The organism is Flavobacterium sp. SORGH_AS_0622 (assembly GCF_030818825.1).
In the GTDB taxonomy this organism is placed as follows: Bacteria; Bacteroidota; Bacteroidia; order Flavobacteriales; family Flavobacteriaceae; genus Flavobacterium.
The window spans coordinates 1,165,263-1,183,121 of record NZ_JAUTAX010000001.1 but is presented as its reverse complement, the minus strand read 5'-3'; the positions used below and the strand labels follow the sequence as shown (position 1 = coordinate 1,183,121).

Annotated in this window: 17 protein-coding genes, 2 tRNA genes and 2 pseudogenes; 18 read left to right on the top strand and 3 right to left on the bottom strand. The window is 33.4% G+C overall.

Annotated elements, in window-relative coordinates; all coding sequences use genetic code 11:
• The first annotated feature begins 18 nt into the window (after positions 1-18).
• From QE431_RS05120 to QE431_RS05045, 16 genes and pseudogenes are all read left to right on the top strand, one after another.
• On the top strand, positions 19-1,590 hold the full coding sequence (locus tag QE431_RS05120; RefSeq protein WP_307293396.1) for a glycoside hydrolase family 10 protein: 1,572 nt from the start codon (positions 19-21) through the stop codon (positions 1,588-1,590).
• Positions 1,577-2,848, top strand: coding sequence for an MFS transporter (locus tag QE431_RS05115; protein WP_307293394.1), 1,272 nt, complete (start codon positions 1,577-1,579; stop codon positions 2,846-2,848). The genes QE431_RS05120 and QE431_RS05115 overlap by 14 nt, the downstream gene beginning before the upstream one ends.
• Positions 2,849-2,869: 21 nt before the next feature.
• Positions 2,870-3,211, top strand: a complete 342-nt coding sequence (locus QE431_RS05110; RefSeq protein ID WP_134140541.1) for a hypothetical protein — start codon at positions 2,870-2,872, stop codon at positions 3,209-3,211.
• Between the two features lie 22 nt (positions 3,212-3,233).
• Positions 3,234-3,683, top strand: a complete 450-nt coding sequence (locus tag QE431_RS05105; protein ID WP_057119322.1) for a GNAT family N-acetyltransferase — start codon at positions 3,234-3,236, stop codon at positions 3,681-3,683.
• A gap of 2 nt (positions 3,684-3,685) precedes the next feature.
• The gene (locus QE431_RS05100; RefSeq protein WP_307293389.1) at positions 3,686-5,299 is read left to right on the top strand and encodes a glycoside hydrolase family 3 protein; all 1,614 of its coding nucleotides are present in this window, start codon (positions 3,686-3,688) and stop codon (positions 5,297-5,299) included.
• 125 nt (positions 5,300-5,424) lie between these two features.
• Positions 5,425-6,063 carry a peroxiredoxin gene (locus QE431_RS05095; protein WP_057119327.1) on the top strand — a complete coding sequence of 213 codons (639 nt, stop codon included), beginning with the start codon at positions 5,425-5,427 and terminating at the stop codon, positions 6,061-6,063.
• Between the two features lie 223 nt (positions 6,064-6,286).
• Positions 6,287-6,595: a co-chaperone YbbN gene (locus QE431_RS05090; RefSeq protein ID WP_007805605.1), complete on the top strand. Its 309-nt coding sequence runs from the start codon at positions 6,287-6,289 to the stop codon at positions 6,593-6,595.
• A 112-nt stretch (positions 6,596-6,707) separates the two neighbouring features.
• Complete coding sequence (locus tag QE431_RS05085) at positions 6,708-6,965, top strand: hypothetical protein (RefSeq protein ID WP_008462029.1); 258 nt, start codon at positions 6,708-6,710, stop codon at positions 6,963-6,965.
• A 348-nt stretch (positions 6,966-7,313) separates the two neighbouring features.
• The gene (gene tpx / locus QE431_RS05080; RefSeq protein WP_307293292.1) at positions 7,314-7,811 is read left to right on the top strand and encodes a thiol peroxidase; all 498 of its coding nucleotides are present in this window, start codon (positions 7,314-7,316) and stop codon (positions 7,809-7,811) included.
• A gap of 13 nt (positions 7,812-7,824) precedes the next feature.
• On the top strand, positions 7,825-8,199 hold the full coding sequence (locus QE431_RS05075) for a diacylglycerol kinase (RefSeq protein ID WP_095955157.1): 375 nt from the start codon (positions 7,825-7,827) through the stop codon (positions 8,197-8,199).
• Between the two features lie 18 nt (positions 8,200-8,217).
• Positions 8,218-10,672 (top strand): annotated as a pseudogene (locus QE431_RS05070) (DNA translocase FtsK 4TM domain-containing protein).
• A gap of 7 nt (positions 10,673-10,679) precedes the next feature.
• Positions 10,680-11,372 (top strand): outer membrane lipoprotein carrier protein LolA, encoded by a 693-nt coding sequence (locus QE431_RS05065; protein WP_082586858.1) that lies wholly within the window; start codon positions 10,680-10,682, stop codon positions 11,370-11,372.
• Positions 11,373-11,380: 8 nt separating this feature from the next.
• A pseudogene (locus QE431_RS05060) lies at positions 11,381-12,839 on the top strand (LptF/LptG family permease).
• Between the two features lie 2 nt (positions 12,840-12,841).
• Positions 12,842-13,975 (top strand): 3,4-dihydroxy-2-butanone-4-phosphate synthase, encoded by a 1,134-nt coding sequence (ribB, locus tag QE431_RS05055; protein ID WP_057119336.1) that lies wholly within the window; start codon positions 12,842-12,844, stop codon positions 13,973-13,975.
• 1 nt (position 13,976) lies between these two features.
• On the top strand, positions 13,977-14,375 hold the full coding sequence (locus QE431_RS05050) for an acyl-CoA thioesterase (protein WP_057119338.1): 399 nt from the start codon (positions 13,977-13,979) through the stop codon (positions 14,373-14,375).
• A gap of 139 nt (positions 14,376-14,514) precedes the next feature.
• Positions 14,515-14,599: transfer RNA gene (locus QE431_RS05045), tRNA-Ser, on the top strand.
• A 177-nt stretch (positions 14,600-14,776) separates the two neighbouring features.
• Here QE431_RS05045 and QE431_RS05040 read toward each other — a convergent pair.
• Positions 14,777-14,974 carry a YqaE/Pmp3 family membrane protein gene (locus QE431_RS05040; protein ID WP_307300514.1) on the bottom strand — a complete coding sequence of 66 codons (198 nt, stop codon included), beginning with the start codon at positions 14,972-14,974 and terminating at the stop codon, positions 14,777-14,779.
• A 290-nt stretch (positions 14,975-15,264) separates the two neighbouring features.
• Here QE431_RS05040 and QE431_RS05035 point away from each other — a divergent pair.
• Together QE431_RS05035 and QE431_RS05030 are read left to right on the top strand one after the other, a co-directional pair.
• Positions 15,265-15,352: transfer RNA gene (locus QE431_RS05035), tRNA-Ser, on the top strand.
• A gap of 262 nt (positions 15,353-15,614) precedes the next feature.
• Positions 15,615-16,847 (top strand): site-specific integrase, encoded by a 1,233-nt coding sequence (locus QE431_RS05030; RefSeq protein ID WP_307293282.1) that lies wholly within the window; start codon positions 15,615-15,617, stop codon positions 16,845-16,847.
• Between the two features lie 229 nt (positions 16,848-17,076).
• Here QE431_RS05030 and QE431_RS05025 read toward each other — a convergent pair whose 3' ends face one another.
• Together QE431_RS05025 and QE431_RS05020 are read right to left on the bottom strand one after the other, a co-directional pair.
• Positions 17,077-17,367, bottom strand: a complete 291-nt coding sequence (locus tag QE431_RS05025) for a helix-turn-helix domain-containing protein (protein ID WP_307293279.1) — start codon at positions 17,365-17,367, stop codon at positions 17,077-17,079.
• A 42-nt stretch (positions 17,368-17,409) separates the two neighbouring features.
• Positions 17,410-17,847: a hypothetical protein gene (locus QE431_RS05020; protein ID WP_307293276.1), complete on the bottom strand. Its 438-nt coding sequence runs from the start codon at positions 17,845-17,847 to the stop codon at positions 17,410-17,412.
• Between the last annotated feature and the right edge of the window lie 12 nt (positions 17,848-17,859).

The window sequence follows — 17,859 nt, the reverse complement described above, 5'->3', positions numbered from 1 at the left end:
CTGTTAAAAAACATTGAAATGCATAAAAATCAGTATTTAATATTCTCTATCCTATCTATATTTTTCTTTTCGACGATTTCTCAAGCGCAGGAAAACACAATGCACCCAAAAAATGAATTTAGAGGTGTATGGATCGCAACCGTTGTAAATATCGATTGGCCAAAAACAAGTATAGATAACGTAGAAAAAGAAAAAGCTGATTATCTTGAAATTTTAGAGGCTTACAAAAAACTGAACTACAATGCTGTAATTGTTCAGGTTAGAAGTGTTGGTGATGCCATTTATCCTTCAGAACTGGCGCCGTGGTCTCGTTTTTTAACAGGAAAAGAAGGTCTTGCTCCAAACCCTTATTACGATGCATTGGCGTGGATGATTGAGCAGGCGCACGCCAGAGGATTTGAATTTCACGCTTGGTTAAATCCATACCGTGCCACTTTCGATTTAAATAAAAATCTTTTAAGTCCAGTACATGATGTTTTTAAACACCCAGAATGGATGATCGAATATGGCGGGAAATATTACTATGATCCTGCTTTGCCTGAAGTTCAAGAACATTTGACTAAAGTGGTAAAAGAAGTTGTTGATAAATATGATATTGACGCGATTCATTTTGATGATTATTTTTATCCGTATGCCGTTCCTGGAAAAGTTTTTAACGACACGGCTTCTTATAAAAAATACGGTGCAGGTTTAAGCCTTGCCGATTGGCGCCGCGCAAATGTGAGCAACTTTGTACATACCATTTCAACTACTATAAAAGCCAGCAAACCTTGGGTTCAATTCGGAATTAGTCCGTTTGGAGTTTGGCGAAATAAATCGCAGGATCCTAGAGGCTCTGAGACACAATCAACATCAAATTACGACGATTTATACGCTGATCCGCTTTTGTGGATGGATCAAAAATGGATCGACTACATCCTGCCTCAATTGTATTGGAGTATGAATAATCCGAGAGCATCTTATTCAAAATTAGTAAAATGGTGGGCAGAAAATTCTAATAACACTGCCGTATACATCGGACATGCCTCATACAAAATTAGGGCTGACGGCGACAAAAACTGGAATTTTATGAACGAAATTCCAACGCAGATTGACTTTGCGAGAAGTTTCAAAAATGTTTCGGGAAGTGCCTATTTTAGTTCAAAATGGTTCATCAATAAGAATTTTGATGTCGTTCGTCATTTAGAAGAAAATCAATATAAATATCCAGCGCTTCCTGCTGCTGTTCCTAATTTACGACATGTAATTATTGACACACCAAGAGCAATTGAATACAACAAAGACAGTATTCGTTATACTTTTACCTTCAAAAGTCCGCTGAATACCAAAGTCCGTTACATGGTAGTTTATGGAGGCGAACATGTTTCGAAAATCGATATTAATGATGCCACAAAAATTATCGAAAAAGTAACCGTAAAAGAAGTTGAAGGAACAATTACTTTCTCAATTGCTGCGGGAAAACTAAATCTTTTCAAAGCATGTGCAGTCACTTTTATTGATTATTACGCTAACGAAAGTACACCAACAGCAATAGATCTAAAAAAACCATTTAAAAACTATATACCAGCTCAGCCAAATGAAAATAGATAATAAACCGTGGTTTTGGATTCCGCTTCTTAATTTTGCTTCTGGATTACCGTACGCCATAATTATTTCGGTTTCGGTAATTATGTACAAAAATCTGGGAATTTCAAATGAAGACATTGGAGTTTACACCAGTTTATTATATCTTCCTTGGGTAATAAAACCACTTTGGAGTCCACTAATTGAATTAGTTGGAACCAAAAGAAAATGGTTTTTAGCAATGCAGTTTTTAATTTCAATCGCATTTTTGCTGGTCGGATTTATAATTCCGCTTAACGGTTTTTTCATAATGTCATTGTCTATATTTTGGGTAGCTGCTTTTGCTTCTGCCTCAAACGATATTGCGAGCGACGGCTTTTATCTATTAGTTTTACCAGAAGACAAACAATCGTTTTTTATCGGAATCAGAAGTACTTTTTACAGACTTTCTATGCTAGCAGGAAATGGTTTGGTTGTATTATTTGCTGGATATTTGGAGCACAAATACGGCGACAATACAAAAGCTTGGTCCTATACTATGATTGCAGTTGGTTTACTAATGACATTTATAACTGTTTATAATTTCATCTTTACTCCAAAAAACGAAATTAATACAACTCAAAATAAGGAAACTCATAACCATCAAAACTTTGCAACTGTATTTACCAGCTTCTTCAAGAAAAAACAAATCGGATTGATCTTGGCTTTTATTTTGGTTTTCAGATTAGGAGAATCACAATTACTAAAGATGTTAAGCCCATTTTTATTGGACGGTAAAGAATTAGGCGGAATGGGATTGGATACTGAAGCTGTTGGAATAATTTACGGAACCTTTGGCGTCGGCGCTTTGACTTTAGGAGGAATTCTGGGAGGAATCGCAATCTCAAAACAAGGTCTTACGAAATGGATGCTTCCCATGTTTTTAGCAATGCATTTACCAATAATTGGATTTATTTTATTAGCATTTTTTCACCCATCATCTATTTACTATATTTATGCCGTTGTTATTGTAGAGCAATTTGGTTACGGTTTCGGATTTACAGCTTTCATGATGTTTTTGATTAATGTTGCCGAAGGAGAATCAAAAACCGCACACTATGCAATTGCAACTGGTTTTATGGCATTAGGAATGATGCTTCCAGGAATGTTAAGCGGTTTTATACAACAATATTTAGGCTATCAAAACTTCTTTATTTGGGTTTTCATTGCCACAATTCCAGGTCTTATTTTATCACGTTTTTTAATTTTCCCGAAAGATTTTGGGAAGAAAACAAAAGAAGTTTAATCCCAAATCAAACTTTTATATATGGAAATCAATGAAAATTTGCAGGCCGAACGCAATCTGAAAGGAGCTGAGTTCGAAAAAACCGGAGATCTTGACAAAGCAATTGAGTTGTATGAACAAAATGCTGCAGAAGGTTTTAAAGGAAATCACCCGTACGATCGATTAGCAACAATCTACAAGAACCAAAATGATCTGGAAAATGAAATTCGAGTTTTAGAAAAAGCCATTATCGTTTACGAAGAAATTACCATTGAAGACCGACTTGAAGGACTGCCAAAGCTTTTCCGTTTTAAAAATAGATTGGAAAAAGCTCTTGAAACCCAAAAACAATTGGCTAAACAAAAGAAAGCAAAATTGAAATAAAATTACTTTTTTACACAAAATCATGATTACCTTAAAACGAACAAACTCAGACGATATTGATTTTATAAATCTGGTTGTTTTATTAGATCAGGATTTAGCGATTAGAGACGGAGAAGATCATGCGTTTTACAATCAGTTTAATAAAACCGATAAAATAAAACATACGATTGTTTATTACGAAAACGGAATTCCTGTTGGCTGTGGGGCTTTTCGAGAAAAAGAACCAGGAACAACAGAAATCAAAAGAATGTACGTTCGTCCTGATCACAGAAAAAAAGGAATTGCATCTGCTGTTTTGGCAGCATTAGAAATCTGGGCAAAAGAAGTTGGTTACACTTATACCATTCTCGAAACTGGCAAAAATCAGCCGGAAGCCATTAACTTATATCAAAAATTAAATTACAGCATAATTCCAAATTATCCTCCTTATGAAAAGATGGATAACAGCGTCTGTATGAAAAAGACTTTATAATAATGAAAATGACAGCTCAAGCATTACGACAAAAAGTGGGACAATTCTTTTTTCCTGCTGTTTTTATCAACGACACAGAAGAAAACATTCAGGAAACCGAACGCCTTATTAAAGAACACAATATTGGCGGATTAACCTTTTTTCACAGTCGTGCGAGCGCTGCAACCAATTATGAAAGCAAAAAGAAAGTTGTATTTAACGATGACAGCTACGAAAAAATTAAAGCCTTAATTGTTCGTTATCAAAAAGCTGCTTCTACCCCACTTTTAATCAGTATTGATGCAGAATGGGGATTGGCAATGCGAATTGAAAAAACACCACAATATCCGTATGCCATTACGCTTGGTGCATTGCCTGAAAGTAAATCAAATTTAGTTTACGAAGTTGGAAAACAAATTGGTTTAGATTTAAAAGCTGCTGGAATTCAATATAATTTATCGCCTTTGGCAGACATCAATAATAATCCAAATAATCCTGTTATTGGTTATCGTTCTTTTGGTGAAAACAAAGAAAAAGTAGCCAATTTTGCAGTTGAATATTTAAAGGGAATGTCAGAAGTTGGCGTTCTAGGTTGCCTTAAACATTTTCCTGGACACGGAAACACCAATGTTGATTCGCATTTAGGACTTCCGGTTTTAAAAGAAACCTTGGAAGAATTATTAGAAAACGAATTGTATCCATTCATTAAGGGAATTGAAAATAATGTTGATTCGATTATGATTGGTCATTTGGCGGTTCCGAGTTTAAATGACGGAAAAGATACTTCCGCAACATTATCAAAAGCTGTTATTCAAGATCTTTTGCGTGATAAATTAGGCTATGATGGTTTGGTAATTTCTGATGCTCTAAACATGCACAGCGTTTCAAAATTATATGAAACAAAAGGACATTTAGAATGGGAAGCTTTTAACGCTGGAAATGATGTTTTATGCTTCGCCGAAAATGTTCCAGAAGGAATTGAAGAAATCTTAAAAAATGCTTCGCCAGAAAGAATCGAAGAAAGCTTCAACCGAATCATGAAAGCAAAAGAAAAGGCAGGAATTCTTTCTGAAAACAATTTTACTGCTGGTGAGTTAAATTTCGAAAGTGCATCAAAATTAAATCTTGAAATTGCAGCAAACTCAATTACAAAAATTATAGATAATTCAAATACAGAATTAGCATTTGACGCACTTAAAAACAATCAATTAGCAAAACTAAGTTTATATAAAAATACTGAAAATACCTTTTTCAAAACATTAAATTCAAAGCTGCCTTCACCACAATTTGCTTTTGAAAATTTAGAAGTTTCTGATATTTCATCAATCAAAAATGAACTGAAAAATTTCGAGACGATTATTATTTCATTATTTGTTCCAAAGGCAAAACCTATGAACAATTTTGAAATTGACGATGAAGTTTTAGCGCTGCTTTCAGATTTGCTTCAAACCAAAAAATGTATCGTTTATGTTTTCGGAAATCCCTACGTTTTGCCCATAATTCCGAATCTAAAAAAGGCTTCAGGGCTGATTCAGGCGTATCAGGATTTTAACGAATTTCAAAAAACAGCAGGAAATCAATTTTTAGAAAATATTCCTTGCAATGGGACTCTTCCTGTAAATATTGATATCCAATAACTTACAGCTATTGATAATCAAATACTATCAACTTATAAATATTAATAATCACATCTTATTGTAAGTACCTGTACTTATGCCCTACTTTTGCACCAGAAATAAATTTTTAACGTAAAACGAAAAATATGTCTTTAGTAGGAAAAAAATTCCCAAGTATTGCAGTAGATGCTATCTCAGAAATGGGTGACAATTTAAAAATCAACATTTTTGAAGAAGCAGTAAACAACAATAAAAAAGTACTTTTATTTTGGTACCCAAAAGATTTTACTTTTGTATGTCCAACTGAATTACACGCCTTTCAAGCTGCATTACCAGAATTTGAGCAAAGAAATACTATCGTAATTGGTGCTTCTTGTGACACAAACGAAGTTCACTTTGCTTGGTTAAATACTCCAAAAAACAATGGTGGAATCGAAGGTGTTACTTACCCAATTTTAGCTGATACAAACCGTAATTTAGCTAACATTTTAGGTATTCTTGATATCGAATCTACAAGCTACAGCGAAGATACTGATTCAGTTATCATCGAAGGTTCAAACGTAACTTACAGAGCTACTTACCTTATTGACGAAACTGGAAAAATCTTCCACGAAAGTGTAAACGATATGCCATTAGGACGTAACGTAAACGAATACTTAAGAATGGTTGACGCTTACACACACATTCAAACTAAAGGTGAAGTTTGTCCTGCAAACTGGGAAGCTGGTAAAGAAGCTATGTCTGCAGACAGAGTTAGTACTGCTGAATACTTAAGCGCTAATTAAGCTGCTAAGATACTAAGGTTCTAAGATGCTAAGTTTTTTAACTTAACTTTTGAATCTTAAATACAATTCTACAATAAAAGTCAAGAGATTCTAAGATTAAACTTAGATCTTAGAATCTCAACGACTTAAAAAAAATCAAATAAATCCACACAAAGTTATTCGGTTCGAGAGCAAACTTAGCCTCTTAGAACCTTAGCAACTTAGTGTCTTAAAATAAAAAACTATGTTAATCGACTTAAACGAAGATACGTTAGCAGATTTAGTTGCTAAAAACGAAAAAGTAGTAGTACAATATTCAGCTTCATGGTGTGGAAATTGCCGTATTATGAAACCAAAATTCAAAAAATTAGCAACAGAAAATGAAGCTATCACTTTTGTTTTGGTTGATGCAGAAAACTCTCCAGAATCAAGAAAATTAGCTAATGTGAGCAACCTGCCTACATTTGCAACTTTCGTAAACGGACAATTAGTTGGCGAAACTCAAACCAACAAACAAGAAGTTTTAATCGATTTAGTTAACGCAATTGCTTAAATTTAGATTAGTTAGACTGGCTTAGATTTTTAGACTTCTTAGAAGTTGTCTACAAACTTTAAAAAAGTCTAAGGAGTCTAAGAATGTCTAAAAATCTAAGAAGTCTAAAATTATGAAATTACCCGTAATAAAGCATTTAACGCAATTTATCGAAGAAAACGATCAAGATTATATTATCGAAACGATCGAAGTTTTGGAAGCGATGACTGAAATTCCTTCTCTTAAAGACGAAGAATTGGATGTAATCGGCGAATTGATTTCGAATATGTACGGTGCCCTTGAAGTACAAAAATTGGTTGCTCAAGGAACAGATAAAAAAGAAGCTCTAAATACGTTCATGAAACGTGTTTTAGGTTCTATCGATAAATAAATCGGCCTCTATATCTCAAAAAACAAAAAAAAACATGACTGAGAAAGCGTTTCTATTTTAGAGACGCTTTTTTTTTGGTTGTGTCAAATGGCACGCGGATGACACGGATTCACTTCGTAAAGTCACGGATCTAAACGAATTTTGTTGTTTCCTACTTAATAGTAAAAAGAAAAAAATCCGTTTAGATCCGCGTTTTTGCGTAAGCAAATCCGTGTCATCGGCGTTCAATCTATGCGAAAAGCAAGATAAAAATTCACCTCCTTAATCTCTCCTTAAACCCCTAACAAATACTTTTAGATTCAAATATTAATCCTTACTTTTGAGCCTCATTAATTTTAAACAAAAATCATGGCATCTATCACATTAGGAGGAAATCCAGTTCATACATCAGGCGAGTTACCAACAGTTGGATCACAATTAGCTGACTTCAAATTAGTTCAAAATGACTTATCTGTTGCTTCATTAAGTAACTTCGCTGGTAAAAAATTAGTTTTAAACATTTTTCCAAGTGTTGACACAGGAACTTGTGCTGCATCTGTTAGAAAATTCAACGAAAGTGCAAGCGGATTAGAGAACACTACTGTTTTATGTATTTCTAGAGATTTACCTTTCGCTCAAAAACGTTTTTGTGGTGCTGAAGGTTTAGAAAATGTTGTAAACTTATCTGATTTTAAAACTGGTGATTTTGGAAAAGCAAATGGTTTAGAAATCGTTGACGGACCTTTAGCTGGTTTACATTCAAGAGCAATTATTGTTGTTGATGCTGATGGAAAAATCGTTCACACAGAACAAGTTGCTGAAATTGCAAACGAACCTAATTACGAAGCAGCTTTAGCAGCACTATAATATTTTCCCTTAAATGGAGTTTCAAAAAGATAATACTTTTGTTACAGGTCGATTAAAGAGCGTAACTTATGCTTTTAAAGGAGCTGTAAAATTGATTAAAACAGAACACAGCGTTATGGTTCAATTCTCATTGGGAATTATTATGACCATTGCGGGGTTCTATTTTCATATTTCACAAACCGAATGGCTTTGTCAAACAATGGCAATTGGTTTGGTTTTAAGTGTTGAAGGATTAAATACGGCAGTTGAAAAAATTGCCGATTTTATTCATCCCGATTACAGTAAAAGGATCGGTTTTATCAAAGATATTGCTGCAGGGGCAGTATTTTTTGCTGCAATGACTGCAATAGCAATAGGCTTGATTATTTATATTCCAAAATTTATTTAGGCAAAGGGAAACGCAAGAATGGCAAAAACTAGCAAAAAAGAAACTGTAGATAAAAAAAACGACAAACAGGAAGGAAATAAAAGATCTTTTAAGATATCTAAACAACAAAAATTTGTTTTAGGATGTCTTTTGGTTCTTTTTTCTATTGCACTATTAGTGGCATTTATTTCTTTTTATGTTAATGGACAATGGCAGAATGATCAAAGTGTTGTAGACCAGCTTGGCGACCGTACAGAAGTTGCTGAGAACTGGCTCGGAAAATTTGGAGCTTTTTTAGCAGATTTGATTATTTACAAAGGTTTCGGAATCGCCTCTTTCATTCTTGTACGTTTATTTTTCCTTACTGGAATGTTTTTAGCATTAGAACTTTCTACCCAAAAACTAAAAAATACTTGGTTTTGGGATATTTTTGCTATCATAGTTGTTTCTATTTTATTTGGTTTCTTTGCTACTTCTGCACCAGAATTAGGCGGTACAATTGGTTACGAACTAAATTTATTCCTGCAAGATTATATCGGGAAAACTGGTACTTTGCTTACACTCCTTTTTGGGTTAATTGTATATTTGATTTTCAAAATCAAATTATCTCCAGAAAAAATTCAATCGTATTTTGATTCTACTAAAAAAGAATTCAAATCAGAATTAGATGCTTTAAAACCTGCTGTTCAACAGCCAGAAAGCGCTTATAATTTAGAAGAATTTGCCGTTGAAGAACCAGAAAAAGATCCTGATTTAGATGATATTCATATCAAAACTGTCGATTCTCAATTTGAAATCAATAAAGAAGCATTAAAACCAACTATTTCTCATTCTTCTGAAATTGAATTGAATCCGATTTTAAAACCAATTACTCCAAAACAAGAATTACCTTTAGTTTCTCCCGATGAAGCGTTTGTAATTGAAAAAGCGGAAGAAGAAGATATTATTGAAGAAAACTTAGCTTCTCGCCTAGTTGCCGATTTTGGATTATTTGACCCAACTTTGGATTTATCCAATTACAAATTCCCAACCATCGATTTATTAAAAGAATATTCGACTGGCGGAATTACAATTAATCAAGAGGAATTAGAAGAAAATAAAAACAAAATTGTAGATACACTTCGTAACTACAAAATTGAAATTGCGCAGATTAAAGCAACCGTTGGACCATCGGTAACTTTATACGAAATTGTACCCGAAGCAGGAATTAGAATTTCTAAAATTAAGAGTTTAGAAGATGATATTGCCTTGTCCTTATCTGCATTAGGAATTCGTATTATTGCGCCAATTCCAGGAAAAGGAACGATTGGTATTGAGGTTCCAAACAAGAATCCAACTATGGTTTCTATGAAAAGTGTTATTGGAGCTGCTAAGTTCCAAGAAGCTGAAATGGAACTGCCAATTGCTTTAGGAAAAACCATTTCGAATGAAACTTTTGTTGTCGATTTAGCCAAAATGCCCCACTTATTGATGGCCGGAGCAACTGGACAAGGGAAATCTGTTGGATTAAATGCGGTTTTTAACTTCATTATTATACAAAAAACATCCAGCAGAAGTAAAATTTGTTTTGGTCGATCCGAAAAAAGTAGAGCTTACTCTTTTCAATAAAATAGAAAGACATTATCTAGCCAAACTTCCAGACACAGAAGATGCTATCATTACAGATAATGCAAAAGTTGTAAATACTTTAAATTCACTTTGTGTGGAAATGGACAATCGTTACTCTTTACTAAAAGATGCGATGGTTCGTAATATTAAAGAATACAACGAAAAATTCAAATCCAGAAAATTGAATCCAGAGGCTGGCCACCGATTTTTACCTTACATCGTTCTGGTTGTCGATGAGTTCGCCGATTTGATTATGACAGCAGGAAAAGAAGTCGAAATTCCTATTGCCCGTTTAGCACAATTAGCCCGTGCGATTGGAATTCACTTAATTATTGCAACACAAAGACCATCTGTAAACGTTATTACAGGTTTAATTAAAGCCAATTTCCCAGCGAGAATTGCTTTTAGGGTAACTTCTAAAATTGACTCGCGAACAATTCTTGATACCCAAGGAGCCGATCAGTTAATTGGACGTGGAGATTTATTATATACCAATGGAAATGATGTAGTACGTGTACAATGTGCCTTTATAGATACTCCAGAAGTTGAAAAAATTACAGATTTTATTGGAGGCCAGAAAGCATATGCTACAGCTTATTTGCTTCCTGAGTTTGTTGGAGAAGAAAGTGGCATTAATCTTGATATAGATATTTCTGAAAGAGATACTTTATTTAGAGAAGCGGCAGAGATTATTGTCAATGCACAGCAGGGTTCTGCTTCTTTATTGCAGCGAAAATTAAAATTAGGATACAACAGAGCCGGTCGTTTGATCGATCAACTGGAAGCAGCAGGAATCGTTGGTCCGTTCGAAGGCAGTAAAGCACGCAGTGTAAACATCTTAGATTTAAATGCTCTTGATCAATTTTTTAACAATGAACAAAATTAATCCAATCATGAAAGCAAAAATTCAAGAAATCAACAACAATTCTATCACAAACATGACCAAAAGATGTTTTCAAATGGCAGTTATATTGCTTTTGAGCTTCACTTCTGTTCAGGCTCAAGATAAAAAAGCTAAAGATTTATTGAACGAAGTAACTTCTAAAATAAAAAGCTACAATAATATTGTTATTGATTTTAAATACTCTTTGAACAATGCCAAAGAAAATATCAATCAAGACAGTAAAGGAAATGTTACCATGAAAGGCAACCAATATGTATTAAATTTCATGGGGGTTACTAAAATTTTTGACGGACAAAAAACATACACTATTGTTCCTGAAGACGAAGAAGTTACAGTTTCTAAAGTGAACGAGAAAGATGATAATGCTATCACTCCTTCAAAAATGCTTACTTTCTTTAATTCTGGCTATAAATACAATATGGATATTGTACAAAACGTAAAAGGAAGAAAAATTCAATACATTAAACTAGTACCAACTACTGGAAAAGACCAAAGAAAAGAAATTCTTTTAGGTATTGATGTTCAGACAAAACACATCTATAATTTGATTGAAACTGGAAAAAACGGAACAAAAACAACTTTAACCGTTAATTCTTTTAAAACCAATCAGCCTTTATCAAAAAATCAATTTACCTTTGTAGCGAGTAAATATCCGAAATACTACATCAATAAATTAGATTAATCAGAAGGTTGAAAATTCTAGACAAATACTTATTAAAAACATTCTTACTTACATTTACTACGGTATTTGTAATCTTATTTTTCATATTCATACTTCAAACAGTATGGCTATTTATATCAGAACTAGCAGGTAAAGATCTCGACTTAATATTGGTTGTGAAATTCCTGCTTTTTTCTATGCCGCGTATTATACCTCTGGTTTTACCCTTATCAGTTTTATTGGCCTCTATTATGACTTTCGGAAACTTAGCCGAAAATTATGAGTTTGCTGCAATGAAATCATCTGGGATTTCGCTGCAGAGAGCGATGCGAGTCTTAATTATTTTTATTTTCGTTTTAAGTATTGTTGCATTTTGGTTTGCTAACAATGTTATTCCTTACGCTGAATATAAATTTGTCAACTTTAGAAAAAATATAGCACAAGCTAAACCTGCAATGGCGATTGCTGAGGGTCAGTTTAACGATGTTGGCTTCTATAATATTAAAGTTAATAAAAAAACAGGCGAAAACGGAAATCATCTTACAGGAGTAACCATTCATGAAAAGCCTAATAATATGGGCGAAAACAAAACAGTTATAAAATCTAAAACAGGCGAACTGGTAAGCAGCGAGCAATCTAGCATTTTAAAACTGATTTTGAATGATGGTTATTATTACCAGGATGTCACTCCAAAGAAATATGAGGATCGCGCAAAACTTCCTTTTATAAAAGGAAAGTTCAAAAAACAGATCATCAACATTGATTTATCAGAATTAAACAAAGTGGATGACAGCAAAGAAAGTATTGCTGGTACAAATGCAATGTTGAATGTTAATGAATTACGATATACATTAGATTCATTAAACAAAAACTTAGATAACGAAATTATTTCTTTTTCTGAGAATATTAATCAGCGTGTCGGAATTAGAAAAGCTCCTCCAGTAGCAGTAAAAAAAGATTTTAAGAAAAAACAACTTCCTAACAATCTTATGTCAATGTATTCTAACAAAGACCAAGTAGACATTTTAAAAATGGCTGCAAGCACTGTTACAAGTAATATTTATTCGATAGAAACTACTCAAAAAGATTTAAAGGACAAACAACGTGAAATCAACAAACATTTAAGTGCTTTTTACGAAAAGTTTGTTATTGCCTTTGCCTGTTTTTTAATGTTTTTTATTGGAGCTCCCCTCGGTGCTATTATTAGAAAAGGCGGACTTGGGCTTCCAATTGTTTTTGCCGTTTTAATCTTTATTACTTTTCACTTTATCAATACTTTCGGAAAAAGATTATCACAAGAGGGCGGTATGACTCCTTTTATGGGATCATGGATGTCGTCATTTATTTTTATTGCCGTTAGCAGTTCTTTTGACTTATAGAGCAACAAACGACAACGGATTAATTAATTTTGATGCGATTACAACTCCAATTTCACAACTATTTCAGAAAATTTCTGAGCGGTTCTCACCCGCTCAAAAGCAACAATAATTATGTCAACAACAAAAATACAACTGAATACCATTGAAGAAGCTATAGAAGATATTCGTCAAGGTAAAGTAATCATTGTAGTCGATGATGAAGATCGTGAAAACGAAGGTGATTTTTTAGCAGCAGCTGAAAAAATAACTCCAGAAATGATCAATTTTATGGCTACCCACGGACGCGGTTTAATCTGTACACCATTAACAGAAAGCCGTTGTAAAGAATTAGATCTACGTGCCATGGTTACGAACAATACAGATCATATGGAAACCGCTTTTACAGTTTCTGTTGATTTAAAAGGTAATGGAGTAACAACTGGAATTTCGGCTGCCGACCGTTCTAAAACAGTTGAAGCTTTGGTTGATCCTAACACAAAACCTCACGATTTAGCTCGTCCTGGTCATATTTTCCCTTTAATCGCTAAACAAGGTGGCGTTTTAAGAAGAACCGGCCATACTGAAGCCGCAATTGATTTTGCCCGTCTAGCAGGATTTAAACCAGCTGGTGTAATCTGTGAAATCTTAAACGAAGACGGAACAATGTCTCGCTTACCTGAATTGATAAAAGTGGCGCAGAAATTTAATTTGAAATTAGTTTCGATTGAAGATTTGGTTGCTTACAGAATGCAGCACGATAGTTTGATCGTTAAAAAAGAAGATTTTGATATTGAAACTCGTTTTGGAACTTTTCGTTTGAGAGCTTACGAGCAGACTACCAATAAACAAATTCATATTGCATTAACAAAAGGAACATGGAGTTCTGGAGAACCTATATTAACTAGAATCCACTCTTCTCAGGTAAATAATGATTTATTAGGAACATTGACTAATAATGCAGAACAGCAATTAGACGACATGTTTAAAGTGATTAATGAAAACGGAAAAGGTGCTGTTATTTTTATCAATCAAGATATGACCGCCGTAAATCTTTTAAACAGAATTTCAGAACTTAAATCACTCCAATCGCAAGGAACATTAAAAGCTCCAAAAGTTATTATTGACAGCAAAGACTACGGAATTGGCGCTCAAATCCTTCATGATATTGATATTTCTAAAATTAGATTAGTTTCGAATACAGAGCAAACAAAACGTGTTGGTATGATTGGTTACGGACTTGAAATTACAGAATACGTTAATTACTAATATGGGAACAATAGAAGAAAGAATTCAGAAATCTGAGACACGTATATTCAAAGCCGTTTTTCCAAGCACAACTAACCATTATGATACTTTATTTGGAGGAACTGCACTTCATTTAATGGATGAAGTTGCTTTCATTTGCGCAACACGCTTTAGCCGTAAAAAAGTTGTTACAATATCTACAGGACAAATTGACTTTAAAAAAGCAATTCCGGCCGGTACTTTAATCGAATTAGTTGCAAAAGTAGACAGCGTTGGAAGAACCAGCTGTAAAATCCATGTTGATATTTTTATGGAACAAATGTATTCTGAGCTTCGCGAAACGGTAGTTTCGGGAACTTTTTCTTTTGTTGCAGTTGATGAGAACAAAAAACCGACCCCGATTTTGGACGATTTGGATTAATTTACAAAAAAATCGTGTTTCGGAAATACTGATAATTAGATACTTGAAAATTATATTAAAAAAACTCAGAAAAAAGTTTTTATAATCGGAAAAGCGCACTATATTTGCACTCGCAATCACGAAATGATAGCGACATACTGGAGAAATGGCAGAGCGGTCGAATGCGGCAGTCTTGAAAACTGTTGACTGTAACAGGTCCGGGGGTTCGAATCCCTCTTTCTCCGCTGAAATTTAAACCCTTAACTTTGTTAAGGGTTTTCTTTTTAATATAACATCCTTAAAAAAGCATTTTAAATTTTCAATGCTCATCAATACATACATGTTTTAAGTGGAGCTCTCCTATCCTAAAAATGGTTTGTTCAAAAAACTTTAGAAACGAAAAAAAAAAAAAAAACAATTAATCACCTATTTTTCATCGCTTTTATTAATCTCGCATTACGTCTGTCCGCTCTCGAATTCTGAAGCGAAATTACAGCCCATATGGCAGCAGGCAACCAGCCAATTAAAGTAAGCTGTAAAATTAAACAAAGTAAAGCCGTCAAAATTTTACCTCTTAATAGAAAGGAGATACACGGGAAAAATATTGCTATAAGTGTCATCATTTTATATGGTTTGATTATATGTCGTAAATCTTGTAATTTGTTACTTAGTATCTCACCGTAATGTAAAATTATCTGAATCTCAGAAAAACAAAATATTATCAAAACAACACAATACTCTAATCACTCTTTCTACGTTTCTAATTCAGTTATAAATCTTTAGCTTAATCAATGATTTTACTTTTTTTATGGGTAAATTATTTTCTTTGCAAATAGTTCCAAAAAAATTTTCACAATTCAAAAAACACCTTATCTTTGCACTCGCAATCAGAAAATGGTAGCAGCATACTGGAGAAATGGCAGAGCGGTCGAATGCGGCAGTCTTGAAAACTGTTGACTGTAACAGGTCCGGGGGTTCGAATCCCTCTTTCTCCGCCAGATGAAGTTTCAAAAGGAAACTTTAAAAGTTAAAACCCTTTAAATACTTGTATTTAAAGGGTTTTTCACTTTTTGGCAATTGTCAAAAATCACATGTTATTGCAAAGCGTGGTACACTTATTAGTACACTTTTATTTTGGTGGGTTTTGACCATAAAAAAAGTGTACTAGATTAAAGAGAATTCTCGTGGGATTCCCTGAAAACAAAGGTGTGTTTCGAAATTTTTAAATCAATTTGAGTATTAATTTAAAAACTAGAAAGCATGTTAAAAGTAATTTTTTACCTGAAATCAGAAAAGGCAGATAAAAACGGAGAGTTTTCAATATTTGCACGCATCACATTCAACCAAAAAAGAATTTCATTAAGTACCGGAAAGACCATATCCAAGGAAAGATGGGACTACACAAACAAATTAAGAATTCTTCTGAGGACAGAAAAAGAAAAAGTTCTTAAAAACTATCTGGATATTTACCGTCTAACTGTCGACAAGAAATTCAATAAGCTTTTTAACGTCGACCCAGATGTTCCTCTAGAAGTACTGAAGGCAGAACTTTCAGGAAAATCAAAAGTACAGACAAACAGAACGACCCTGCTTCAAATCATGCAGCGTCATAATAAATTCTTTACAAAAAAAGTAGAAGCAGGTGAAAGAGCTTCAGCATCACTTCAAAAATATAAGAGGAGTACTGAACTTATCTCCAACTTCATGATCAGAAAATACAATTTAGCTGATATCCCTGCTGACGAAATATCAAGTTCTTTTATATACAATCTTGAAGAATTCCTCAAATATGAGAGCAATTTTAAAGGCCATTTAGGGATAAAAAACAACTCGGTGGTAAAATACATAAAGATGTATAAAACTGCTTTTAATTATGCCATCAGAATGGATCTAATCCAAAAAAATCCGTTTAATGTATATGACGGAAAACTCAGTGTTAAAGATGCTGTATTTCTGACGCAGTCAGAACTTGATGCCATCGAGAAAAAAGTCTTCTTTACTGAAAGACTTGACAGGGTCAAAGATATCTTTCTATTCAGCTGTTACACGGGGTATGCTCCAACTGATGCTTTAAAACTTTCGCAAAAAAATATATCAAAAGACAATGACGGGAACCAGTGGATTATATCAAATAGAACAAAGACATCCATAAAGGAAAACGTTCCAGTCATGCCGCCAGTAGAAAAAATCATTCAGAAATACAAAGGAAAACAACTGGGATTACTGCCGAGCATTTCAAATCAGAAAATGAATGCTTATTTAAAGGAAATCGCCGATGTCTGTGGAATTAACAAGTACCTCACCTGGTATGTGTCAAGACATACTTTTGCAACGACAGTAACTCTTGGCAACGGAGTCAGACTTGAAAATGTTTCAGCTATGATGGGTCACACTAACATCAAACAAACGCAGCATTATGCAAAGGTTCTTGATGTAAATATAATGGAGGATATGAACATGGTTAAATCTAGATATGAAGAAAAAGTTTCCTAAAAAAAGGGCGGAGAATTTCAAATTTGAAATTCTCCGCCTTTTTAAATTATTTTCCAGTTTCCTTACTCGTTTTAAAAGAAGGAGTTTTCCAGGTGTGTCTTTATTATCGCGCTGTCTCCTCTCAGGTTTATCTGTAGATTCGGCAATTCACTTTAGTCCACTTATTAAAGCCAGAATATTAGTTATTCTCCAAAAAAAAATATTCAGTATTTACAACCAATTTCAGTTATTAACTTTGATTTTCTTGAAGAATTTTTTCTATTAACATGGAATCGTACAGGAAAATTTCGCCAAGTTTTGAGTAAGGCAAAATTCCAGTCTGTCTATATTTTATTATTGTGTTTGGTGAGAGACCGAATATATTTTTTAGGTCTTCATTCCTATAATAAGCAGGTCTGCTGTCATATCCTTTTGCTTTTATTTTAGAATCAATAGTATCAAGTTTTACAACTAGAGGATCAATCATTTCTTTGACTCTCATTATTAGAGAGAGTTTCTTCTTTTTCAAATCTTTTTTCATTTATAAAGTATGTTAATTATTAATAATAAAATTTCTCGCAGTTTACCAATTTTCAATTCTCAACTTTCTTTGATGCAGTTTAAAAATCAACAAATTCAAAAATTCAATTTGTTTTTCTCTGTAGGTATACCCCTTACTTTCAGCAAATTCTTTACTGATATTTTTGATTTCACATTGTTTGTCATTTTTTCCGGAATAGGTAAAATAGCTTTCTAAAAACTTTTGAAATTCAATCCTGTTGTTTTTTTTATCACATTTTTGGAAGAACAATATTTCTTCGTCCATGAGGATGTAAAAAAGATTAGCAAATTCAATCTTATTATATGAGCTTTTGCATTTAGCTGAATTAGAAACAGAATTGGATATTTTATTAATATCACCATTTAAATTCTTATGCTTCAAAATTCTTTCAACCAAACTTAATCTTGATTCATGATTTAAAAGTTTCTCTAAGCACTCCGAAATTTTTGTTTTTTTCATAATTAACATTTT

Coding starts and splice junctions, on each gene's coding strand:
- QE431_RS05065 (WP_082586858.1), top strand. CDS start 10,680: ATGAAAGCAAAAATTCAAGAAATCAACAACAATTCTATCACAAACATG.
- QE431_RS05085 (WP_008462029.1), top strand. CDS start 6,708: ATGAAATTACCCGTAATAAAGCATTTAACGCAATTTATCGAAGAAAAC.
- ribB (WP_057119336.1), top strand. CDS start 12,842: ATGTCAACAACAAAAATACAACTGAATACCATTGAAGAAGCTATAGAA.
- QE431_RS05120 (WP_307293396.1), top strand. CDS start 19: ATGCATAAAAATCAGTATTTAATATTCTCTATCCTATCTATATTTTTC.
- QE431_RS05100 (WP_307293389.1), top strand. CDS start 3,686: ATGAAAATGACAGCTCAAGCATTACGACAAAAAGTGGGACAATTCTTT.
- QE431_RS05095 (WP_057119327.1), top strand. CDS start 5,425: ATGTCTTTAGTAGGAAAAAAATTCCCAAGTATTGCAGTAGATGCTATC.
- QE431_RS05105 (WP_057119322.1), top strand. CDS start 3,234: ATGATTACCTTAAAACGAACAAACTCAGACGATATTGATTTTATAAAT.
- QE431_RS05075 (WP_095955157.1), top strand. CDS start 7,825: ATGGAGTTTCAAAAAGATAATACTTTTGTTACAGGTCGATTAAAGAGC.
- QE431_RS05025 (WP_307293279.1), bottom strand. CDS start 17,367: ATGAAAAAAGATTTGAAAAAGAAGAAACTCTCTCTAATAATGAGAGTC.
- QE431_RS05050 (WP_057119338.1), top strand. CDS start 13,977: ATGGGAACAATAGAAGAAAGAATTCAGAAATCTGAGACACGTATATTC.
- QE431_RS05110 (WP_134140541.1), top strand. CDS start 2,870: ATGGAAATCAATGAAAATTTGCAGGCCGAACGCAATCTGAAAGGAGCT.
- QE431_RS05030 (WP_307293282.1), top strand. CDS start 15,615: ATGTTAAAAGTAATTTTTTACCTGAAATCAGAAAAGGCAGATAAAAAC.
- QE431_RS05040 (WP_307300514.1), bottom strand. CDS start 14,974: ATGACACTTATAGCAATATTTTTCCCGTGTATCTCCTTTCTATTAAGA.
- QE431_RS05020 (WP_307293276.1), bottom strand. CDS start 17,847: ATGAAAAAAACAAAAATTTCGGAGTGCTTAGAGAAACTTTTAAATCAT.
- QE431_RS05115 (WP_307293394.1), top strand. CDS start 1,577: ATGAAAATAGATAATAAACCGTGGTTTTGGATTCCGCTTCTTAATTTT.
- tpx (WP_307293292.1), top strand. CDS start 7,314: ATGGCATCTATCACATTAGGAGGAAATCCAGTTCATACATCAGGCGAG.
- QE431_RS05090 (WP_007805605.1), top strand. CDS start 6,287: ATGTTAATCGACTTAAACGAAGATACGTTAGCAGATTTAGTTGCTAAA.